The following is an 18,781-nucleotide window of genomic DNA, read 5'->3' on the forward strand; positions in this document are numbered from 1 at the left end:
TATATTCAGCAAAAAAAATGTTCGTTGCACTTCCTCCTGGTGCCAATAGCAATTCAATGAATACTTAAATTAGAACGAATAGTTTGTTATTATTTGTTCAGATTTGATCCAGGGAGGATTGTTTAGCATGGAGCACAAACAAGAATATGATGAGCATTTCAAAATAATTCTTCTGGGGGATAACGCAGTAGGTAAATCGTGCTTGGTTCAAGCTTATTGTGGTGGTTCCCTCTATGGTTATGATGTATACATGGACACTATGGGGGTTGACCAGGAAATAAAATCGCTAAAGGTGTTTAATAAAAAAGTACAATTACGCATCTGGGATGCCTCAGGAACGTCAAAATTAAAGGAAATAGTTGCCTCTTATTTTCGATCGATTGATGGAGCTCTGATCTGCTTTGATTTAACTAATAAAGCATCTTTGCAGCACACGAAAGAATATGTAGCTCGTCTAAGAGTGACTAAGGTAAATCTTCCAATGATTCTAGTCGGTTGTAAAGCAGACCTAGAGAAGCGAAGAGAGGTAAGCTTCATGCAAGCAAAGGAATTAGCTGATGAGCTGGGGCTCGAATATTTAGAAGTTTCCTCACTACACAAAATAAATGTTGAACAACTTTTTCTGCAAATTGCCCTGCACATATATCTTGCCAAACATCTAAGTAAAATTAAGCCTATCTTGGATGAATGCTTCAATAATTATTTAAAACTCACAAACCCTCATCGTACAAGCTTGTTTGCGGAGAAGCACTTGAACCTGGTCTTAAAAGGAGAAACAAGAGCAGAGTACAACGTGCAGTTTGAAAAATTGTTTGCTTCTACAAGAGTCGAGGAAGTGATCGTGTTTTGTAGAAAAACATTAGCTCTCATGGAAAAGGCCAATAACTTTTATAAACAAGATAGCCCTGTTTTAAGTACTTTTAAAACCTGTCCACTTGCAAGCACCTTAAAGGGAATGTTGGACGTTTTGTATGGTATGTTAGGCGACATGATGGGGGTTGTCGCGGCAAAAGAATTGATATATCAGAACCAATCCGTTGAGCACACACTTTAATGTCGTGAGATCTCCGGAAGGAAGGCATAAGTAAAAAGCAGGAGATCCTTAGTCATGTACTCCTTAGAATGACGTGATGATAAACGTATCAGTCTAACGTTTCACGTGAAGCATTATTTCTCTTAATTTAGAATGTACCCTTCGTTACTGGATCCCGCGAACAGCTCACGGGACATAGGCAGATAGGGTATATAGAGGATGAACGTTTCGCGACCCGGGTTACGCCTTGCGTTACCCAGGTTTTGAATGAGTACAATGGACTAGACTTTTAAGCCGATTTTCGCGTGAGGTAATTCAATAGTTCTAATAAACGCTCTGGGTTGCCAGCCATTTGTAAGTCGGTTTTATACTTACCATTTATCACAAAAGCAGGTACTGCATTAATTTGATAAGTTCCCATGAGACTCATTCCATTTTGTACCCGCATATCAATGGTTGGTGAGTTTTCAAAAGCACTTTTCGCGATTTCTTTATCAACTCCTTGTGTAACAAAGAAATTGATCATTGCTTGTTTGGAATCGAGAGGCTTTCTTTCTTCTTGTATGGCTTTAAATAGTAATGGAGTCATTTTATCAGAAAGTGCCAATGTTTTAGCGGTATAGTAGGCTTTAGCATAGAGCTCCCAGGAGGGTTTAAATACTACTGGGACACGTTCGAATTGAATGTTGTTGCCCATTTTACTAACCCAAGAATTGAGAGGTGCTTCTATTTTGTAACACCATGGGCAGCCATAACTAAAAAATTCTTCAATGGTGGGGGCTTTATTTTTATTATTTGTTGCATTCGGATTGGTAACAATTTGATAATCCTTCCCCTCCACAAATGAAGCAGCTAGGGCCATTGCTGGTAAAAGCAAGAATACAGCGATTAATTTTTTTAACATAATTTAGTTCCTAATGTAACCCTTCAATATAATGTGCAACTGCTTCCATATCTTCTTGGCTCATTCTACTACTTATATCGCGCATGATATGGTTTAAATCATTGTTCCTCTTCCCGTCTTTAAATGCAATTAATTGCAACACTGTATAAGCAGCATGTTGGCCAGACAGTATTGGGAAGCCAGCTTGAGCATTGCCCGTACCTTTGGGACCATGGCAGGCGATGCAGGCGGTAATCCTTTTTGCAAAATCTCCTCCACGGTAGATTTGCTCACCCCGGTTAAGAAATTCTTTAGGAGTACTGCCATTAGCAAGAGGCATTTTAGCATAATATGCTGCCAAGTCATCCATGTCCTGTTTGCTTAGGGTGGCAACAAGCGCATTCATTGTTGGTGCGTTGCGTAATGCACTATCTTTCATATCATTGAGCTGTTTTATAAAGTATTTGGGATGTTGTCCGGCAATATTAGGCCAATCAGGATTCGGACTGTTACCTTGTTGACCATGGCATGCGGAACAAATCACCGCTTTGTCTGCTGCAGATGAGGTGTTTTCTTGAGCAAAAAGAACTAATGGAAAACAAAGGATAAAAGTGAGTACAAATTTTTTCATCGATTTCTCATAATAAATTTACGAAGTAATGGTACACTGCCTTGGTTGAAATCCCAAAATATTATAATTCTTATGTCGGAAAATCCTTATTCAAAAGCTGTTTTTTTAAAAAGTGCTGCCAAAGTACCTCAGTTGCCTGAAGATTCAGGGTATGAAGTTGCGTTTGCTGGCCGCTCCAATGCGGGAAAATCAAGCGCATTAAATTGTCTCACTGGCATCAAAAATTTGGCCCGTACCAGTAAAACACCTGGGCGCACTCAATTAATTAATTTATTTGGCATTGATGAAACACGTCGCCTTGTTGATTTGCCAGGGTATGGTTATGCAAAAGTTGCTTTGCAAGTGAAAATGGACTGGCAAAAAAATTTAGCGCATTATCTTGAAGTCAGGCAGAGCTTAAGAGGGTTGATTTTATTGATGGATATTCGTCATCCTTTAAAAGATTTAGATGTGATGATGGTCGATTGGGCATTAAACCGTAAGCTTCCGGTCCATATTTTATTGACTAAATCGGACAAATTAAGCCGTAGCGAAGTAAAAAATACCGTATCAAAAGTTCGTAAGCATTATGAATTGGCTACTCATTTGATAACGGTCCAATCTTTTTCATCCTTGAAAAAAGATGGGGTGGGTGAGTTGATCACTTTACTAAATCAATGGTTTGACTTGTAGTTTGAATGAAGTAAATACTTTTCGTTGAACTTTCGGGTTACACTCGTTGTTGAGTATTATGTTATAAAGATAACAGACTTCACCAATGGATTGGTGAGAGATAGGTGTTCTATGCTGCATTAATTGTAAGGAATTTTAATGCTACGAGGCGGCAAATTTTTTAAAGATTCTCTATCTGAAACGGATTATCCCCACGAACAAACGGGTTTGTCGATTGAAAGCCTTCCCAATGAAATGCTCTTGCCCATTCTGCAAAAAGCCAGGACCACTCGCAAAGATAAAAATAACATGTCACTGGTTAGTAAATGGTTTCGCGAGTTGAACGAAGCAAAACCTCTTGGTACATCTCAACATTATGATATCGATTTTATTATTGAGTCTTTGCTGCGTGATTTGTATCGGATGGTATTTAATCCATGCCCCGCGGGGATTGCACAACTTAGTGCTAATAAAGAACTATTACCAGCAATTGAACAACTTAAAAAACAACTTTTAGCTGTTTTGAAGGCTGGATCTTTTGAAAAAATTGATAGAGCGACGTTTGCTCTTTTATTCAATGGTGATACGAAAACAATACGCTCCAATTTACTCATTAAACACGGAGGCTTGCTGCCTTATGTTATTGAGAGTGTGAACGATTTTCAATTTCTTGCTGCTACGGTGGATAAAAGTCAATGGAATGCTATCGAAGTAATTTTTCGAACGATTAAAATAAATGAGAAAAATGACCTAACCACACGCATCCATTTAATGTTACGTATTTGTGCTGAATTAAAAAACAATAAAAGCCAGACGGAGAACCATCGAAAGTACCGACAGATGTTAATCAATACGTGTCACCAACTGGCTTCTTTGTCTGAAGAGCAAAACATGGTTGCTATGGAAATGATTAATGAAGGAATTCGATTATCAGAAGAGATAAATTTGCATAATCTAACCAATACATTCATTGTAGTGCGCGGCATATTTAATGAGCAATTAGGTGAGGAGGCAGGCTACGATATGCGTTCACAATCGAAACCATTCAGATAAGTTTATATTTCTCACCCTATAAGCTACAGGGTGAGAATCATTTGCCCATACGGGTTTGAATTATCACTTGATTTCAGCATGTTCCAATACTTTTTGTGCTTGCGTCGCTCGATAATTTTTAATTGCTTCGCGGTACACAGGGTATTTATTCCCGAGAATCGTTACTGCCAAAATAGCCGCATTGATGGCGCCTGCTTTTCCCACTGCGAGGGTTCCTACTGGAATTCCTGCCGGCATCTGGACTATGGATAAAAGCGCATCAAGGCCATTCGTAAAAGTCGAGGAAGGCATGGGTACACCTAAAACGGGTATTATAGTTTTAGCTGCTACAACACCGGGCAAATGGGCCGCGCCACCTGCTGCTGCGATGAAAACTTCCACGCCACGTTGTTCTGCTGATTTGAGATACTCAAATAACGCATCTGGGGTACGATGTGCTGATAAGGCGCGAACTTCGTGAGGAATGTTAAATTGTTCCAGAGTTCGACTGGCTTCTTCCATAATGGTCCAATCAGATTTTGAACCCATAAGTATCGATACAAGTATATTTGACATAATTCCCTCGTTAATTATTTATCATCTTAGTATTTGTAGTTTGGGGAAGAACAGCTCGGGTCTTCTCGGTGCTTGCAATAATCTGTATTGCTTCAACCAAGGCTAATCCTTCGAGTTCTTGCACCCTAGCTTTCAAAAGCTCTGGAGTATCACCTGCCAAAACAGGACATTTCTTTTGCAAAATAATTGGTCCTGCATCCACTTGTTCTGTAACAAAGTGCACGGTACAACCTGTTTCAACCTCCGCTGCATCTAAAACCGATTGATGTACATCGAGATTCATTAGTCCTGCATGAGCAGGTAACAAAGAAGGGTGAATATTGATTATTTGATGTTCCCAATCGGCGACGAACTGCGCTGATAAAATGCGCATGTAACCAATTAACACAATAAGTTCTATTTGATGCTGTTTAAGTATTGCAGACAGATTATTATCAAATTCCGTGCGACTTAGACCATGAGAATTGGCGAACATTGCTTGAATTCCAAAGTTTGCTGCTTTTTCCAAAATGGGAGCATCCTCTTTGTTGCTTAAGACCAGTTCGATTGATGCCGATAAACGTTGTTGTTCTATTGCGGCAACAAGTGCATTCAGATTAGTGCCTCGAGTTGAACCAAGTACTGCGATGCGAATCATAATGCGCGTATCCTTTGCATATGGTCAATGCGTTGTTGAATCAATTGCTTGGTCCCTATATCTTGGCGATGAAATAAGGGGCCTTCAATTGAAGAAATTTCATTCTCAGCACTTTGTTCGGCAGCAAAAATCGAATCAGCAATGCCCACATATGCTGCTGTACGTGAACCTTCAGCAAGGATTTGATCTTCAACCTGATTTACTGATGAAAGATATAAATGGTCTTGATGAGCAACCTTGGAGAAATCCACCACAAAATTTTTCTTTGGTGCATCAGGATAACCTTCAGGGACGGCATATTTACACACAGTGGCTTGTTTTGAAAATTTAACCTTCTCTGCAGTCAGATTGCCGTTCACCATGGCTTGGCATAGGGCAACAAAATCAGACTCCAAAATCGATAGCACATTTAAGGCCTCAGGATCGCCAAAGCGTGCATTAAATTCGATCACATAAATCCCATTTTTAGTCGCAATAAAACTGCCATATAAAATACCAATATAGGGTTCATCGCATTCAGTAGATAGGGCTTTAAAGACAGCATTATTAATCGCTAAGGCTTCATGAACATCGTTTGCAGTTAAGAAGGGTAATCGATGATCGGTATCGGAATAACTCCCCATCCCGCCAGTATTGGGTCCTTTATCACCGTTATACGCACGTTTATGGTCTTGAACCAGAGGCATAGGAATCAGCTTCTTGCCATCAGCGAAACACATGAAGGAAAACTCTTGTCCAATCAATTTTTCTTCGATAAGGATGGTCTGTTTTTTATCAAGAATTTCCTGACAAAAATCCAAAGCTTCAGCAATTGAATGCAGATGATCTCCAGCAACTTTAACGCCTTTGCCACCCATTAATCCATTTGCTTTAATAACGTAATTGCCTTCGCCAAGTTCATTGAGAAAAAACTCAATCTCATTGAGGGTTGTAAATTTTTTATAACGTGGCAAACCTGCTATATGGTGTTTTTGCATGAGATCGCGTGCGAACTCTTTAGAGGTTTCAATTTGGGCCAATATTTTTTTGGGGCCGATAGTCGGAACTCCTGCTTGCCAAAAAGCATCAGCCATCCCTTGTTCAAGCGGCGCTTCTGGACCGATAATGACTAGCTCAATTCCCCAAAGCTTTGCTTTTGATACTACAGCCGCACAATCAGTGATATCGCCTGCGCAATATTGATTCGTTAATTGATGGATACCTGGATTTATTGCCGTACCATAACAAAACAATGACGTCTTGTGTGGCGAACGATGTAAGGCTTTGATCAGTGCATGCTCACGTGCGCCAGAGCCGATAACAAGAATGTTCATTCGCGAGTATCCTCTTTTTTGGGGGGAGTAGTTAGTCTGCTTGTTTCACGTTGTTGCTCGAGCTGCTGCATTTTTTCGGCAGTGAGTTTTTTACAAAAATAATCGCCATCCATACATGCCATACACGGTTTTTTGATTTGGTTGTCACCACGGCGAGTCACTGCTTCAACCAAATCTTCATTAGATTGATAGAGCAATACGTCAACACCAAGATAATTGGCAATTTCATCTTCAGTTTTATTGGCAGCAATCAACTCTTTGCGCGAGGGAATATCAATCCCACTAAAACATGGATTTTTAAGTGGTGGCGATGTGGAGGCAAAATAAATTTTCTTTGCGCCAGATTCTCTTACCATTTTGACAATTTCACGAGAGGTTGTTCCTCGGACAATACTGTCGTCGATAATCATCACGACCTTATTTTTAATTTCAGTTTGCTGTGGCGTTAGTTTGTAACGGATATTTCGACTTCGCGCCTTTTGATTAGGCATAATAAAGGTACGACCGATAAAAGGATTTTTATATAGGCCTTCGGAATATCTTACCCCTAATTCATGAGCAAATGAGAGGGCTGCAGTATTTGCAGTGAATGGAGCAGGAATGACTATATCCGGTACGAGTTCAGGGTATTTTTGCTTCCATTGCTGCGCTAGGTTTTGTCCCATACGTAAACGAGCGCGGTATACGCTGACATTATTGAGCGTTGCATCCGGACGTGCAAAATAAACATACTCAAACACACAAGGCCTGAATTGTTCGGTTTTTAAAACACGGCGGCGGTGCATCGTCCCCTTAAGATCCACAAAAGCTACTTCACCGGGTAAAATATCCCCTCTAGGCTCAAAGCCTAAGGCATAAAAAGGGGTAGTTTCTGATGCAAAAATAGTATCAACAGTTCCATCGGGATTTTCACGTGTTCCCCAAACCAGCGGGCGGATCCCATGAGGGTCACGGAAGGCAACCAGTCCTTTGCCAATAATCACGGATACAATGGAGTAAGCCCCTTCAATTCGTTCAAAAATATGCGAGACCGCCTGGGTTAGCAGTTCAAAAAAACTGTCGGTATTTTCCTCATTACTGGAAGCATTGCTGGCCAGATTATCTGCAAGCATGAGTAATAGGGCTTCAGAATCAAGGGAAGTATTAAGATGGCGATGTTGTTTCAAACGAATATCATCAGCCAGTTCTTGGTAATTGGACAGATTGCCATTATGGGCAAGTGCAATGCCACGTGGACTACCAATCCATAATGGCTGGACATCGGTTGCTGTATAACCACCAGCAGTAGGATAGCGGACGTGACCAATACCTATGTTTCCTTGTAGTGTGGAAACGTTATCAGGAGTAAAAATTTCCCGTACTAAACCTAATCCATGTTTCGTATAGAAACGCTGATCACAAGTGAGTATGCCCGCAGCATCTTGTCCTCGATGTTGTAAATGGATAAGACTCTCATACAATTCGGAGGCTACGGGTTCATGACTGTAAATACCTACTATCCCACACATTCCTTACACTACCTTAAATAATTTGCAACATGGCGCATGATCCGTTGCTCCACAGGTTCTTTATGTTCTATAAAACTAAATTTTTTACCGGTGATACGTTCATACAACTGAATATAACGTGAGGAAAGTTCTTCAATTAATTCTTGTGGTGCTTGAGGAAGTTGCTCATCGTGATAAGGATCTGAATTTTTTGCAAACCATAATCGCAAAAACTCTTTATCAATATTTTCGGGTTCTAAGCCCTCGGCAATGCGTGCTTGATAGCTGTCAGCAAGCCAGTAGCGACTCGAATCAGGAGTATGAATTTCATCCACTACTATAATTTTTCCATCAGCATCGCGGCCAAATTCATATTTAGTGTCTACTAAAATCAAGCCATGTTCTTTAGCGATTTCAGTACCACGTTGATAGAGTTTTAGTGCTAACGCACTTGCTTCTAACCAATCTTCTTCAGTCATCCATCCATCTGCAATAATTTCAGCTGGAGAGATAGGTCGATCATGAATTTTTTCTTTAGTCGTTGGGGTTAAAACAGGTTGTTCTAGTTGTTGATTTTTTCTTAATCCCTCAGGAAAAGTAATTCCGCAGTATTCACGTACTCCACTTTGATACTGAGTCCATAAAGAAGTGCTTGTGGTACCACTGATGAACCCTCGTACTACAAACTCAATCGGGAAAACGGTGCATTTTTTGGCAATAACGACATTAGGATCGGGAACTGCAATAATGTGATTAGGAACAAGATTTTTGGTTTGTTCAAACCACCAGGCACTAGTTAGGTTAAGTACCGCACCCTTATAAGGAATCAAGGCAAGATGTCTATCAAATGCGGTGAGTCTATCGGTGGTAACCAGCATGATGTAATCACCCAAGTCATATGAGTCCCTTACTTTTCCTTGATATTTTTTGCCTACAGGCAAATTGGTTTGGTCCAAGCAAAAAGCTAAGGCTTCTCGAATTTCATTTTCATAATGAGTGGTCGTAGCGGTAGCATTCATGAGCATAAGGGTTCCCGATAATGTGAGTTAATAAAATATGGTCTATTAACGCAGAGACATTGGTTTCATCACTGGTAAATTGCCATAAAACACCATGATTAATTTTACTTATTTTAGGTACTGCATAGTGAGTATTAAGGGTTTGTAACGTTTGCTGCCCTTTCAAGTCCTCTTTTGCACGAACCAGGTAAGCTAAGGCATTTGGAATGTTCAATTCGTTTGAAGAAACTTCGCGCTCTTTGCGATCCGAATACAAAAGGCCCGTTTTTTTAAGTTGGGCAAAATGCTCTGCAGAATCGCATTCAATTTCCCAGTGTTCAAAACGATTCACGGTTACTGGGAAACCTAAGCGTCTTAAGGTTTTTTGTACGGTTAAAGCTTGATTGTCCGTGATAATGAGTTTGACCAGACAAAGATGGCTTGATGGGATTTGGCTGAAGTTTTTAAGGCTGCCGGTCATTTCGTCTACTACGTTCTGGGACTTGGAGTGTAGACTGGAGGGAATGGCTGCGTCTTCACCCAAGCTACCTTTTAGTTCTTTGATATAATCACGCATGGAAGCAAAAATAGGGTCGCCATTCATCGTGCGCTCAGGATGGGGCATCATGGCCATAACATTGCCAGCCTGGTTGGTAATTGCTGCAATATTGCCCGCAGAGCCATTTGGATTAATTGGGAAATTATCAATGACCTGGCCTTGGTCATCACAATATTGAAATAAATTTAAACCCAGTTGTTCTATCTGCTTTAACAAGGAGTCTGGCATAAGAAAACGTCCTTGAGCGTGTGCAATCGGCAGATGAATAAAATCTTTGGTCGTTAGATGGCGAGTAAATGCGTTATGTTGATGATTTTCTGCCAAGCGCATATGCACCCAGGCATTATAAAAACCTGTCCCCACGATTTTTCCATGAGCAATACGCTTATTTTCTGTGAGCGCCATACTGATTTCATGCTGATTTAAGCCGGGTACTAAACCTGATTCAACGAGTATTTGGGCGCCATTGCAGATTCCTAGTACGGGCTTTCCTTTGTCACTTTGGGCTTTGATTTCTTGAATTACGGGATCAAGTGCGGCAATAATTCCTGCACGAGAGCGATCTTCATAGGAAAAACCACCGATAAGGATATAACCATCCAGATTACGTAGTTTTTCTAAAGATTCATTCCACAAAAACTCAACAGGCTCCATTCCGACCCGTTTTACAGCAAGTGCTGTTTCGCGTTCACAATTGGACCCTGGGAATTGAATTAAGCCAATACGTATCATAACAGCCTCACCTTTTGATCTCCTTTTACTACGCGTCCAATTTCATAAAGAGGGAAGGAAGGAAAATCGCGGAGCACTTCGCGAACAGCCGATAATGTTTCTGGTGCTATAAAAAGAACTAAACCTGCACCCATATTAAAAGTTCGATACATGTGTTCATCATCCAGATTTCCTAACTTACGCAACAGACTAAATATAGGCAGTTCAGGAATCTGTTTTTTATGAATTTCAACACCACATTGTTTGGGTAAAATGCGAGGAATGTTTTCCAGTAATCCACCACCTGTGATGTGAGCCATTCCTTTAATAGGGATGTTTTTTTCCAAAATACTTAAAATAGGCCTGGTGTAATTCACATGCGGTGTTAAAAGCTCTTCACCAATGCTTTGAGAAAAATCTTGAAATTGAGATTCTACCTTGTAACCTGCCACATCAAAAAGCAACTTTCTTGCTAATGAATACCCATTAGTATGTAAACCACTTGAAGGAAAAGTAACTACGAGATCTCCTTCACAGATCGTTTTGCCTTCAATCGCTTTGTTTTTTTCGACAACGCCAGTAATGATACCGACCAAATCCAGCTCACCTGGCAAGTAGGTACCGGGCATTTCAGCGGTTTCACCGCCAACTAAAGAAATGTGATTTTCTTTGCAGGCTTTGACCATGCCGCTAATGATCTGTTCGATGATTTCCGGTTTTAATTTGTCGTTTGCAATGTAATCCAGGAGCGTAAGTGGTTTTGCACCCAAAACAATAATGTCATTGGTGGTGGCACTGACTAAATCAATCCCGATGGTATCGAATTTTTGCATCATTTTCGCAACCATCATTTTGGTACCTACACCATCAATACTTTGTACGAGTACGGGGTGCTCATAATCTTGCAGTAGGCTTTTGAGATCATACATGGCACCAAAGCTGCCAATCCCAGTAAGAACTCGTGGGGAAAAGGTGCTTTCTACCGCTTTTTTAATACTCCGTACTGCTTCATTACCTGCTTCTATATCAACGCCTGCAGCTTTGTAATCAATAATTGACATTATATGAGCCTCTCAACTAAACCATTTTCCCAAGCAGTTTTGGCTGCACTGATTGATACATTGATAACCGAATTGATTACCAAGGTTGGGGTTGCTGTTGTTTCACCTATGGACTGAAACGATACAGAATATTTACGAAATATATCTTCCAGTGCGCTTAATTTCTCCAGTGATACCTCGAGGATAAATCCTCCACTTTCTGAAAACAGCTTTTTATCATTGGGTAAATTACCAGGAATAAATGCATTCACCCCAATTTCATTTTTAAAACTCATTTCTGCCAAAGCAACGGCAATACCGCCTTCAGAGATATCATGTGCGGATAACACTAGACCGGCTTGCATCGCAGCATGGATGGCACTGATTTCATCAGCGAATGAAGAAAGATTGGGTTTAGGGAGTTGACTACCTAATTGTTGATGTAATTGGTAATACACACTACCACCACACTCATCTTTGCGCTCGCCAATCATTAAAAGAACTGAATTAGGTTTCTTGAAGTCATAGCTTATTGCTTTGGAGTAATCGTTGATTGAACCAAGGCAACTGATAATCGGACTCGGTGGAATGGCACCTTGAGCTGACTCGTTATAGAGCGATACATTACCCGATATAATTGGTAGCGTTACATTGCGATCGTCGAACATTTTTACTGCATGGCATGCATCGACGATGCCGCGTACAGCATCAACAAACTCGCCCATTTGTTCGGGGTTTTCGGGATTACCAAAACACAGACAATCAGTTAGAGCAAGAGGCCATGCGCCTACGGCAACGATGTTACGTACCGATTCGATAACCGCATTAACGGCTCCCCAATAGGCATCAATTTTATTATAACGCGGATTATGATCGACGGATAAAGCGACCCCTGTATATTGAATTTCTTGGGGGTATTTATCTTCATTAAATGGAGCAATTACCCCAGCATCAGCCCATCCTGGTTCGACGACTGAGCGACCTTGAACTTGTTTGTCATAACTTTCATAAATTGGTGCACGGGAAGCAATATTTTCGTGAGCAAGTAAATCCAAGAATTGTTCATTGAAATCGCTCACTGTAATCTGCTCTGGTTCCTTATGCGTGTTTTGTTTCGCACTATAAGGGCGATCATAAAGAATCCCTTGGGTAATATCTTGGGCGCGAGCGGAGACAATTTCTTTTCCTTGGGCTTTAACAACGTATAAACCATCGTTTCTTATTGTTCCCACCACAGTTGCTTGGGCGCCATCGCAGATTTCTGGAAGGGCGAATCGCTCGTTATAATGTTTTAAAAACGTCTCAACCAGTTCTTGAGGAACAACCCACATAAAGCGTTCCTGTGTTTCCGAACAAAGGACCACTGCAGGTAATAAATTATTCATGCTGGTTGGCACCAGATCAAGATTGATTTCTGCGCCATAACCACTGGCTTCCGCCAATTCAACACTGGCGCAAGCAATTCCTCCAGCACCTAGATCTTTGAAGCCTATCCGATCAATCAGATCGTTTTCGCGCAGGAATTCAAACATGGCGTAATTGGCTTTAAGAATATGTCGTTGTAAGAACGCATTCGGTTCTTGGACAGCTCCTTTATTTTGCTCTTGTTGTTCTTCACTCAGTGTTGCTGAAGCAAACGCTGCGCCGCCAAAACCACTATTATCTGTGGGCTTACCTACTAAGATAAATTGATAGCCTTCTGCATTCGCTGGAGCATAAGAATGGATGATCTGATCTTCTCTCACTACCCCTAAAGTAACTACCGTAACCAGACAATTTTCATTATAGGCTTCGTCATAATAAGTATCACCACCTAAATTGGGGATGCCAAGAGGATTCGCATATCCTGCAATTCCTTGAACGACCCCTTGATTTATCCATTTCGTTTTTGGACGATCAATATCGCCAAAACGCAAACTGTCCGCGACTGCAATTACTTCCGCGCCCATACAGCACACATCGCGTACATTTCCACCCACTCCAGTTGCAGCACCTTCGAAAGGTACAAGTTGAGAGGGATGATTATGCGATTCATGGCTTACGACAATACCATAACGTCGGTTTTGTTTATCTGTTGCTACGGCAACAATTCCGGCATCTTCTTTAGGGCCCAGAATGACGTGGGGTGCCTTGGTATTGAACTGGTTAAGGTGTTTGCGGCTACTTTTATAAGAACAATGTTCGGAACCCTGAATAGACCATAAAATGCATTCTGCATAAGTTGGTGGTCGTTTTAAGAGGGTATTTTGTATCGTGAGGGCTTCATCAGGAGTTAGGCGCACGCTAAAACGTTGGAGTAAATTGGCTATTTCCTCCAAGGACAGCTGAGAAAAATCAAAACAATCCGGGGCTTCTTGCATTTTAGGGGATCTGACCTTTAGCTAAAACGTGACTAATTTTAATCGTATTTTGCATATAAAGCAACACATTTTTTGCATTTACTCAACAAATTGCTAAAAATTTACACATTTTAGGGCGTGGCTCTTGGAGCCCGGGTTAAGGCAAAGCATAACCCAAGTTTTGTGCTATTGAATTCCCAAATTCCCTTTAATGACAGAATAAACGACTAAGTTTGATTCGCCTCCTTCCACAGTTTTTCTACGATTTGGGGATTTGCCAAGGTGGAGATATCGCCCAACTCCTCGAGACTTTGTAGTTCTTTTGCTGCAATTTTGCGCAAAATACGGCGCATGATTTTACCGGAACGTGTTTTGGGTAAATCATTAACGATATGGATTACATCAGGTTTTGCAATAGGGCTTATCTCCTTATTAACCTGTTGGATTAACTGGGTTTTTAAGGTGTCATCTGGCATAACATCTTGTTTTAAAATGACATAGGCATAAATTCCCTGGCCTTTAAGATCATGGGGAATGCCCACTACTGCAGCCTCGGCAACTGCGGGGTGACTCACGAGCGCACTTTCGATTTCTGCAGTACCCAAGCGATGGCCGGAAACATTAATGACATCATCCACCCGACCTGTAATCCAGTAATCACCGTCCTCATCGCGTTTTGCACCATCTCCTGTAATGTAATAACCATGATGTAAATAGGTCATGCAATAACGTGGATGATCACCAGCAATGGTTCTCGCCATTGAAGGCCAGGGATATTTAATTGCTAAAAATCCTTCACCAGCCCCGGTTATTTCGTGGCCGTTCTCATTGAGTAATACAGGGATAACGCCTGGAATAGGTTGGCGTGCTGAACCTGGTTTATTAATTGGATCATCGGCTCTGGGACTAATCATTACCGCCCCAGTTTCGGTTTGCCACCATGTATCCACAATCGGACATCGCTCTTGACCTACTTTTTGATAATACCATTGCCATGCTTCCGGATTAATAGGCTCTCCCACAGAACCCAGTAAGCGTAAAGAATCCCGCGAGCTGGAGGCCAACCATTCATCTCCAGCACGCATTAAGGCACGTATGGCGGTGGGCGCTGTATAAAATACGTTTACCTGATGCTTATCAACAATTTGCCAATTTCGAGAGAAATCAGGCCAGGTAGGAATTCCTTCATACATTAGAGTTGTAATTCCATTACAAAGAGGACCATATACTACATAACTATGTCCCGTAACCCAGCCTATATCTGCAGTACACCAAAATACTTCGTCTGGTTGGCAATTAAAAATTAATTGGTGCGTATACGCTGTTTGTACGAGGTAGCCTCCGGTGGTATGCACTACGCCCTTGGGCTGGCCGGTGCTTCCTGATGTATACAATATAAATAAGGGATCTTCAGCATCCATGGGTTCTGGAGCGCATTGTGCGCTTACTTTTTCTTTGAGTTCATGCCACCAATGATCTTTATTTTTATCAATAGCAACAGGATCATCACTCGTTTTGATGAGCAGTCTTTTTAGTGATAAATCACTGCACGCCTCGTCAACCTGTTCCTTTAATCCAACCAACTTACCACCCCGATTAAAATGGTTGGCAGTGATTAAGCAGGCACATTCGGAAGCAAGTATACGTTGTCTTAAGGCATGAGCTGAAAATCCAGCAAATATTACCGTATGGATGGCGCCAATTCGTGTGCAAGCAAGCATGGCAATTGCTGCCTCAGGAATCATCGGTAAATAGATGGCTACTTTGTCGCCTTTTTTCACCTTTAATTGCTTGAGCACATTACTCATCCGACACACTTCGGCATGTAATTCGGCAAAGGTCAGTGTTTTATGTTGGTTTGGGTCATCTCCTTCCCAGATGATGGCGGGTTGATTTGCTTTATGGGGTAAGTGTCGGTCTAAACAATTCAAACTGACATTCAATTTCCCACCTTTGAACCAGGTTACATCACCATGTTTTAACCCACCAGTAAGCACTGTATCCCAAGGTTGAAGCCAATCTACCGTTTGTTGGGCTACTTCAGACCAAAACTCGTTTAATGAATCTTCGGTTGGAGTTAATTTTGGGTTGCGCAAATGAGAATGCATGTTATACCTCTATACCTTGGGAAATGAGTTTAATAATTGCTGAAAAATCAGAATCACCCAGGCCCTGGTCTATAAAATGTTGATAAAGAGTAGTTGCTTTCGCTCCCAAAGGAGTGTTCACATTGACCGACTGAGCTGAATCTTGGCTAAGCAACAGATCCTTAAGCATCATTGCTGCAGCAAATCCTGGTTTGTATTCGTTATTTGCAGGGACATTTTCCAACACTCCAGGAACAGGTGCATATTTGCTCATTGCCCAGCATTGCCCTGATGCATTGGTTACTACTTCAAAAAGTTTTTGTGGAGATAATTGCAGTTGTTCTGCAAGGATAAACGCCTCTGAGATGGCAATCATGGAGATCCCCAGGATCATGTTATTACATATTTTTGCTGCCTGACCGCTTCCTGCACTGCCAGTATGAATAATTTTTTGTCCCATAGATGCTAAAATGGGTTGAGCCGCATGAAACGCTGGTTCTTCACCACCAACCATAAACGTTAACGTAGCCGCTCCGGCTCCGGCAACGCCACCGGATACGGGGGCATCAACGACTTGGAGATGGTGTTGTTTGGCCAGATGATGTAGTTCTCGCGAACTGTTGACGTCAATGGTGGAGCAATCAATAAATAAAGCGCCTTTTTTTGCGGTTTGAAACAATCCATTGTTGCCATGACAAACATTCAATACTTGTTGTCCATTTTGTAGCATCGTAATCAATACATCCTTTTCTTTAGCAATTTCTTGAGCGTTTGCTGCAATAAGACCACCGGATTGAGAAAAGTGTTGCAAGGCGGTTGGTTGTAAGTCATATCCGGTGACTTGATGTCCCGCTTTAACCAGATTAATCGCCATGGGTAATCCCATATGTCCAAGTCCCACAAATCCTATTTTTGCCATTGAGTTCTCCATGTGCTGACCGTAGCTTGGGTGAAGTGCTGCTGTATGGTCATTAAGCAAATCAAGATGTTTCCCCTCTCCCAATTGGAAGAGGAGGTAGGGTGAGGTTGCTCTAATTAAAGCCCTCATCCGCCCTCTCGGGCACCTTCTCCCCTTGAGGGGAGAAGGATGATTTACTTAATGTCGCCCAGTTTCGCCTTAACCCTGGCTACATTAATTATTCTGTTTTTAATCATGCGTGGGCATGATAAACGCACTTTCTTTGATTTTACTAACCGGCCATTTGCTGGTGACTGTTTTGCGTCGAGTATAGAAATTGACGCTTTCTTGCCCGTGCATGTTGGTGTCACCGAATGAAGAATGTTTCCAGCCGCCAAACGGGTGATTGGCAATAGGAACGGGAATAGGAATGTTAATCCCTACCATGCCAACTTGGACGCGTTGGCTGTATTCGCGTGCACTAAATCCATCGCGGGTGAAAATTGCTGTTCCATTACCGTATTGATTTCTATTCACCAAAGCGAGCGCTTCTTCAAAATCATTGGTACGAACAATCACCAGAACGGGTCCAAAAATTTCATTTTGATAGATGGACATGTTTTCATCAACATGATCAAACAGGCATGGTCCCATGAAGAAGCCTTGTGGATGTTCAGGATGCTTAAAGCCTCGGCCATCAATAATTAATTTGGCTCCCTCACTGATTCCTTTATCGACAGCTGCGAGTACTCGTTCACGATGCGGTCCACTAATCAACGGCCCCATATCTGTGTCCGGTACATCACCCGCATTGATGCGAGTTGCTTTAATTTGTGGCGTCATTTGTTCAATTAAGGCATCAGCGGTGTGATCGCCTACGGTCACAACAACCGATATCGCCATGCATCGCTCACCTGCAGAACCATATGCAGCACCAACAATTGCAGAAGCTGCTTGATCCAAATCGGCATCAGGCATCACGATGCAGTGGTTTTTAGCACCACCAAAGGTATGGGCCCGTTTTCCATGGGCTGCTGCGGTAGTATAAATATGTTGTGCAACAGGTGTGGAGGCGACGGCTGTGAAGGCCGCGATATCCGGATGAGCCAGTAAATGATCGACGGTTGTTTTATCGCCATGCAAGCAATTGGCAACCCCAGCAGGCAAGCCTGCATCATTTAATAATTCCAAAAGACGGACAGGAGCAGAGGGGTCTTGTTCGGAAGGTTTTAAGATGAATGTATTACCGCAGGCAATCGCTGGAATCATCATCCACACCGGAACCATAACAGGGAAATTAAAAGGAGAGACACCCGCACAAACCCCTAAGGGTTGCCGTAAGGTATGGCAGTCAATTCCATTACTTACATCGGCAGAGAAATCTCCTTGGAGTTGATTGACAAGGCCGCAATGTAATTCCACTACTTCTATAGCACGTGCTACAGAACCTTTCGCATCATCTAAAGTCTTACCATGTTCACGCGTGACGATTCGTGCTAGATCCAATTGATTTTTTTCCAATAAGTCTCTGAATTTAAAAAGAATTCTCGCTCTTTTTATTGCAGGAGTTTGAGCCCATTCTGTTCCAGCTTCTTTGGCAGTAGCGATTGTTTTATCACAAAGTGATTTGGATGCGAAATGAACTTGACCGATTACTTCCCCTAACGCAGGGTTATAGATAGGATGGCTCGCTGCATTTGTTTCCTTGATTAATTGTCCACCAATATAATGTTGTACAATGTAGCTCATTAACAAACTCCTTTTTATTATTTTTATCAAATTAAGTGATTATTGTAATTGTTTCGGGGAATTATTTATACAATAATAATGAAGAGATTAGGACTAATATAACCTCTTTTTGAATTAACTAAGGGAGTTTTTTAAACTGGGGTAAGTCGTTAAGGAA

The 18,781-nt window shown here is 41.6% G+C and carries 16 protein-coding genes; 3 read left to right on the forward strand and 13 right to left on the reverse strand.

Going from position 1 to position 18,781, the window contains the following annotated elements; genetic code table 11:
• Window positions 1-127 precede the first annotated feature (127 nt).
• Window positions 128-1,054: a Rab family GTPase gene (locus ACWTEW_RS29860; RefSeq protein ID WP_454781651.1), complete on the forward strand. Its 927-nt coding sequence runs from the start codon at window positions 128-130 to the stop codon at window positions 1,052-1,054.
• Window positions 1,055-1,322: 268 nt separating this feature from the next.
• Here ACWTEW_RS29860 and ACWTEW_RS29865 read toward each other — a convergent pair whose 3' ends face one another.
• Together ACWTEW_RS29865 and ACWTEW_RS29870 are read right to left on the reverse strand one after the other, a co-directional pair.
• Window positions 1,323-1,937 carry a thiol:disulfide interchange protein DsbA/DsbL gene (locus ACWTEW_RS29865; protein WP_454781652.1) on the reverse strand — a complete coding sequence of 205 codons (615 nt, stop codon included), beginning with the start codon at window positions 1,935-1,937 and terminating at the stop codon, window positions 1,323-1,325.
• Between the two features lie 10 nt (window positions 1,938-1,947).
• Complete coding sequence (locus ACWTEW_RS29870) at window positions 1,948-2,547, reverse strand: c-type cytochrome (protein WP_454781653.1); 600 nt, start codon at window positions 2,545-2,547, stop codon at window positions 1,948-1,950.
• A gap of 72 nt (window positions 2,548-2,619) precedes the next feature.
• On the opposite strand from ACWTEW_RS29870, the gene yihA reads away from it, so the two are divergent.
• A complete protein-coding gene (gene yihA / locus ACWTEW_RS29875; RefSeq protein WP_454781654.1) occupies window positions 2,620-3,219 on the forward strand; it encodes a ribosome biogenesis GTP-binding protein YihA/YsxC in 600 nt (199 codons plus the stop codon).
• A 138-nt stretch (window positions 3,220-3,357) separates the two neighbouring features.
• Window positions 3,358-4,251, forward strand: a complete 894-nt coding sequence (locus ACWTEW_RS29880) for a hypothetical protein (RefSeq protein WP_454781655.1) — start codon at window positions 3,358-3,360, stop codon at window positions 4,249-4,251.
• Between the two features lie 63 nt (window positions 4,252-4,314).
• Here the strand turns inward: ACWTEW_RS29880 and purE are convergent, their stop codons facing one another.
• From purE to ACWTEW_RS29935, 11 genes are all read right to left on the reverse strand, one after another.
• Window positions 4,315-4,806 carry a 5-(carboxyamino)imidazole ribonucleotide mutase gene (gene purE, locus ACWTEW_RS29885; protein ID WP_454781656.1) on the reverse strand — a complete coding sequence of 164 codons (492 nt, stop codon included), beginning with the start codon at window positions 4,804-4,806 and terminating at the stop codon, window positions 4,315-4,317.
• A gap of 10 nt (window positions 4,807-4,816) precedes the next feature.
• A complete protein-coding gene (gene purN / locus ACWTEW_RS29890) occupies window positions 4,817-5,443 on the reverse strand; it encodes a phosphoribosylglycinamide formyltransferase (RefSeq protein ID WP_454781657.1) in 627 nt (208 codons plus the stop codon).
• Window positions 5,440-6,756, reverse strand: a complete 1,317-nt coding sequence (gene purD / locus ACWTEW_RS29895) for a phosphoribosylamine--glycine ligase (protein ID WP_454781658.1) — start codon at window positions 6,754-6,756, stop codon at window positions 5,440-5,442. The genes purN and purD overlap by 4 nt, the downstream gene beginning before the upstream one ends.
• The gene (purF, locus tag ACWTEW_RS29900; RefSeq protein WP_454781659.1) at window positions 6,753-8,264 is read right to left on the reverse strand and encodes an amidophosphoribosyltransferase; all 1,512 of its coding nucleotides are present in this window, start codon (window positions 8,262-8,264) and stop codon (window positions 6,753-6,755) included. The genes purD and purF overlap by 4 nt, the downstream gene beginning before the upstream one ends.
• A gap of 8 nt (window positions 8,265-8,272) precedes the next feature.
• Window positions 8,273-9,268 carry a phosphoribosylaminoimidazolesuccinocarboxamide synthase gene (locus ACWTEW_RS29905; RefSeq protein ID WP_454781660.1) on the reverse strand — a complete coding sequence of 332 codons (996 nt, stop codon included), beginning with the start codon at window positions 9,266-9,268 and terminating at the stop codon, window positions 8,273-8,275.
• Window positions 9,231-10,532 carry a phosphoribosylformylglycinamidine synthase I gene (gene purQ / locus ACWTEW_RS29910; protein WP_454781661.1) on the reverse strand — a complete coding sequence of 434 codons (1,302 nt, stop codon included), beginning with the start codon at window positions 10,530-10,532 and terminating at the stop codon, window positions 9,231-9,233. Before purQ ends, ACWTEW_RS29905 begins: the two co-directional genes overlap by 38 nt.
• The gene (purM, locus tag ACWTEW_RS29915) at window positions 10,529-11,572 is read right to left on the reverse strand and encodes a phosphoribosylformylglycinamidine cyclo-ligase (RefSeq protein WP_454781662.1); all 1,044 of its coding nucleotides are present in this window, start codon (window positions 11,570-11,572) and stop codon (window positions 10,529-10,531) included. The genes purQ and purM overlap by 4 nt, the downstream gene beginning before the upstream one ends.
• A complete protein-coding gene (gene purL, locus ACWTEW_RS29920; protein ID WP_454781663.1) occupies window positions 11,572-13,911 on the reverse strand; it encodes a phosphoribosylformylglycinamidine synthase subunit PurL in 2,340 nt (779 codons plus the stop codon). The genes purM and purL overlap by 1 nt, the downstream gene beginning before the upstream one ends.
• Window positions 13,912-14,117: 206 nt before the next feature.
• Window positions 14,118-15,998: an acetate--CoA ligase gene (gene acs / locus ACWTEW_RS29925; protein WP_454781664.1), complete on the reverse strand. Its 1,881-nt coding sequence runs from the start codon at window positions 15,996-15,998 to the stop codon at window positions 14,118-14,120.
• 1 nt (window position 15,999) lies between these two features.
• A complete protein-coding gene (gene mmsB, locus ACWTEW_RS29930; protein WP_454781716.1) occupies window positions 16,000-16,908 on the reverse strand; it encodes a 3-hydroxyisobutyrate dehydrogenase in 909 nt (302 codons plus the stop codon).
• Window positions 16,909-17,124: 216 nt separating this feature from the next.
• Entirely contained in the window at window positions 17,125-18,624 is a 1,500-nt protein-coding gene (locus ACWTEW_RS29935; RefSeq protein WP_454781665.1) for a CoA-acylating methylmalonate-semialdehyde dehydrogenase, read from the reverse strand.
• Window positions 18,625-18,781 lie beyond the last annotated feature (157 nt).

The organism is Legionella stuttgartensis (genome assembly GCF_977063405.2).

What these genes read in the sequence shown, in the direction of transcription:
- ACWTEW_RS29860 (WP_454781651.1), top strand. Translation starts at nt 128, where the DNA reads ATGGAGCACAAACAAGAATATGATGAGCATTTCAAAATAATTCTTCTG.
- ACWTEW_RS29865 (WP_454781652.1), bottom strand. Translation starts at nt 1,937, where the DNA reads ATGTTAAAAAAATTAATCGCTGTATTCTTGCTTTTACCAGCAATGGCC.
- ACWTEW_RS29870 (WP_454781653.1), bottom strand. Translation starts at nt 2,547, where the DNA reads ATGAAAAAATTTGTACTCACTTTTATCCTTTGTTTTCCATTAGTTCTT.
- yihA (WP_454781654.1), top strand. Translation starts at nt 2,620, where the DNA reads ATGTCGGAAAATCCTTATTCAAAAGCTGTTTTTTTAAAAAGTGCTGCC.
- ACWTEW_RS29880 (WP_454781655.1), top strand. Translation starts at nt 3,358, where the DNA reads ATGCTACGAGGCGGCAAATTTTTTAAAGATTCTCTATCTGAAACGGAT.
- purE (WP_454781656.1), bottom strand. Translation starts at nt 4,806, where the DNA reads ATGTCAAATATACTTGTATCGATACTTATGGGTTCAAAATCTGATTGG.
- purN (WP_454781657.1), bottom strand. Translation starts at nt 5,443, where the DNA reads ATGATTCGCATCGCAGTACTTGGTTCAACTCGAGGCACTAATCTGAAT.
- purD (WP_454781658.1), bottom strand. Translation starts at nt 6,756, where the DNA reads ATGAACATTCTTGTTATCGGCTCTGGCGCACGTGAGCATGCACTGATC.
- purF (WP_454781659.1), bottom strand. Translation starts at nt 8,264, where the DNA reads ATGTGTGGGATAGTAGGTATTTACAGTCATGAACCCGTAGCCTCCGAA.
- ACWTEW_RS29905 (WP_454781660.1), bottom strand. Translation starts at nt 9,268, where the DNA reads ATGCTCATGAATGCTACCGCTACGACCACTCATTATGAAAATGAAATT.
- purQ (WP_454781661.1), bottom strand. Translation starts at nt 10,532, where the DNA reads ATGATACGTATTGGCTTAATTCAATTCCCAGGGTCCAATTGTGAACGC.
- purM (WP_454781662.1), bottom strand. Translation starts at nt 11,572, where the DNA reads ATGTCAATTATTGATTACAAAGCTGCAGGCGTTGATATAGAAGCAGGT.
- purL (WP_454781663.1), bottom strand. Translation starts at nt 13,911, where the DNA reads ATGCAAGAAGCCCCGGATTGTTTTGATTTTTCTCAGCTGTCCTTGGAG.
- acs (WP_454781664.1), bottom strand. Translation starts at nt 15,998, where the DNA reads ATGCATTCTCATTTGCGCAACCCAAAATTAACTCCAACCGAAGATTCA.
- mmsB (WP_454781716.1), bottom strand. Translation starts at nt 16,908, where the DNA reads ATGGAGAACTCAATGGCAAAAATAGGATTTGTGGGACTTGGACATATG.
- ACWTEW_RS29935 (WP_454781665.1), bottom strand. Translation starts at nt 18,624, where the DNA reads ATGAGCTACATTGTACAACATTATATTGGTGGACAATTAATCAAGGAA.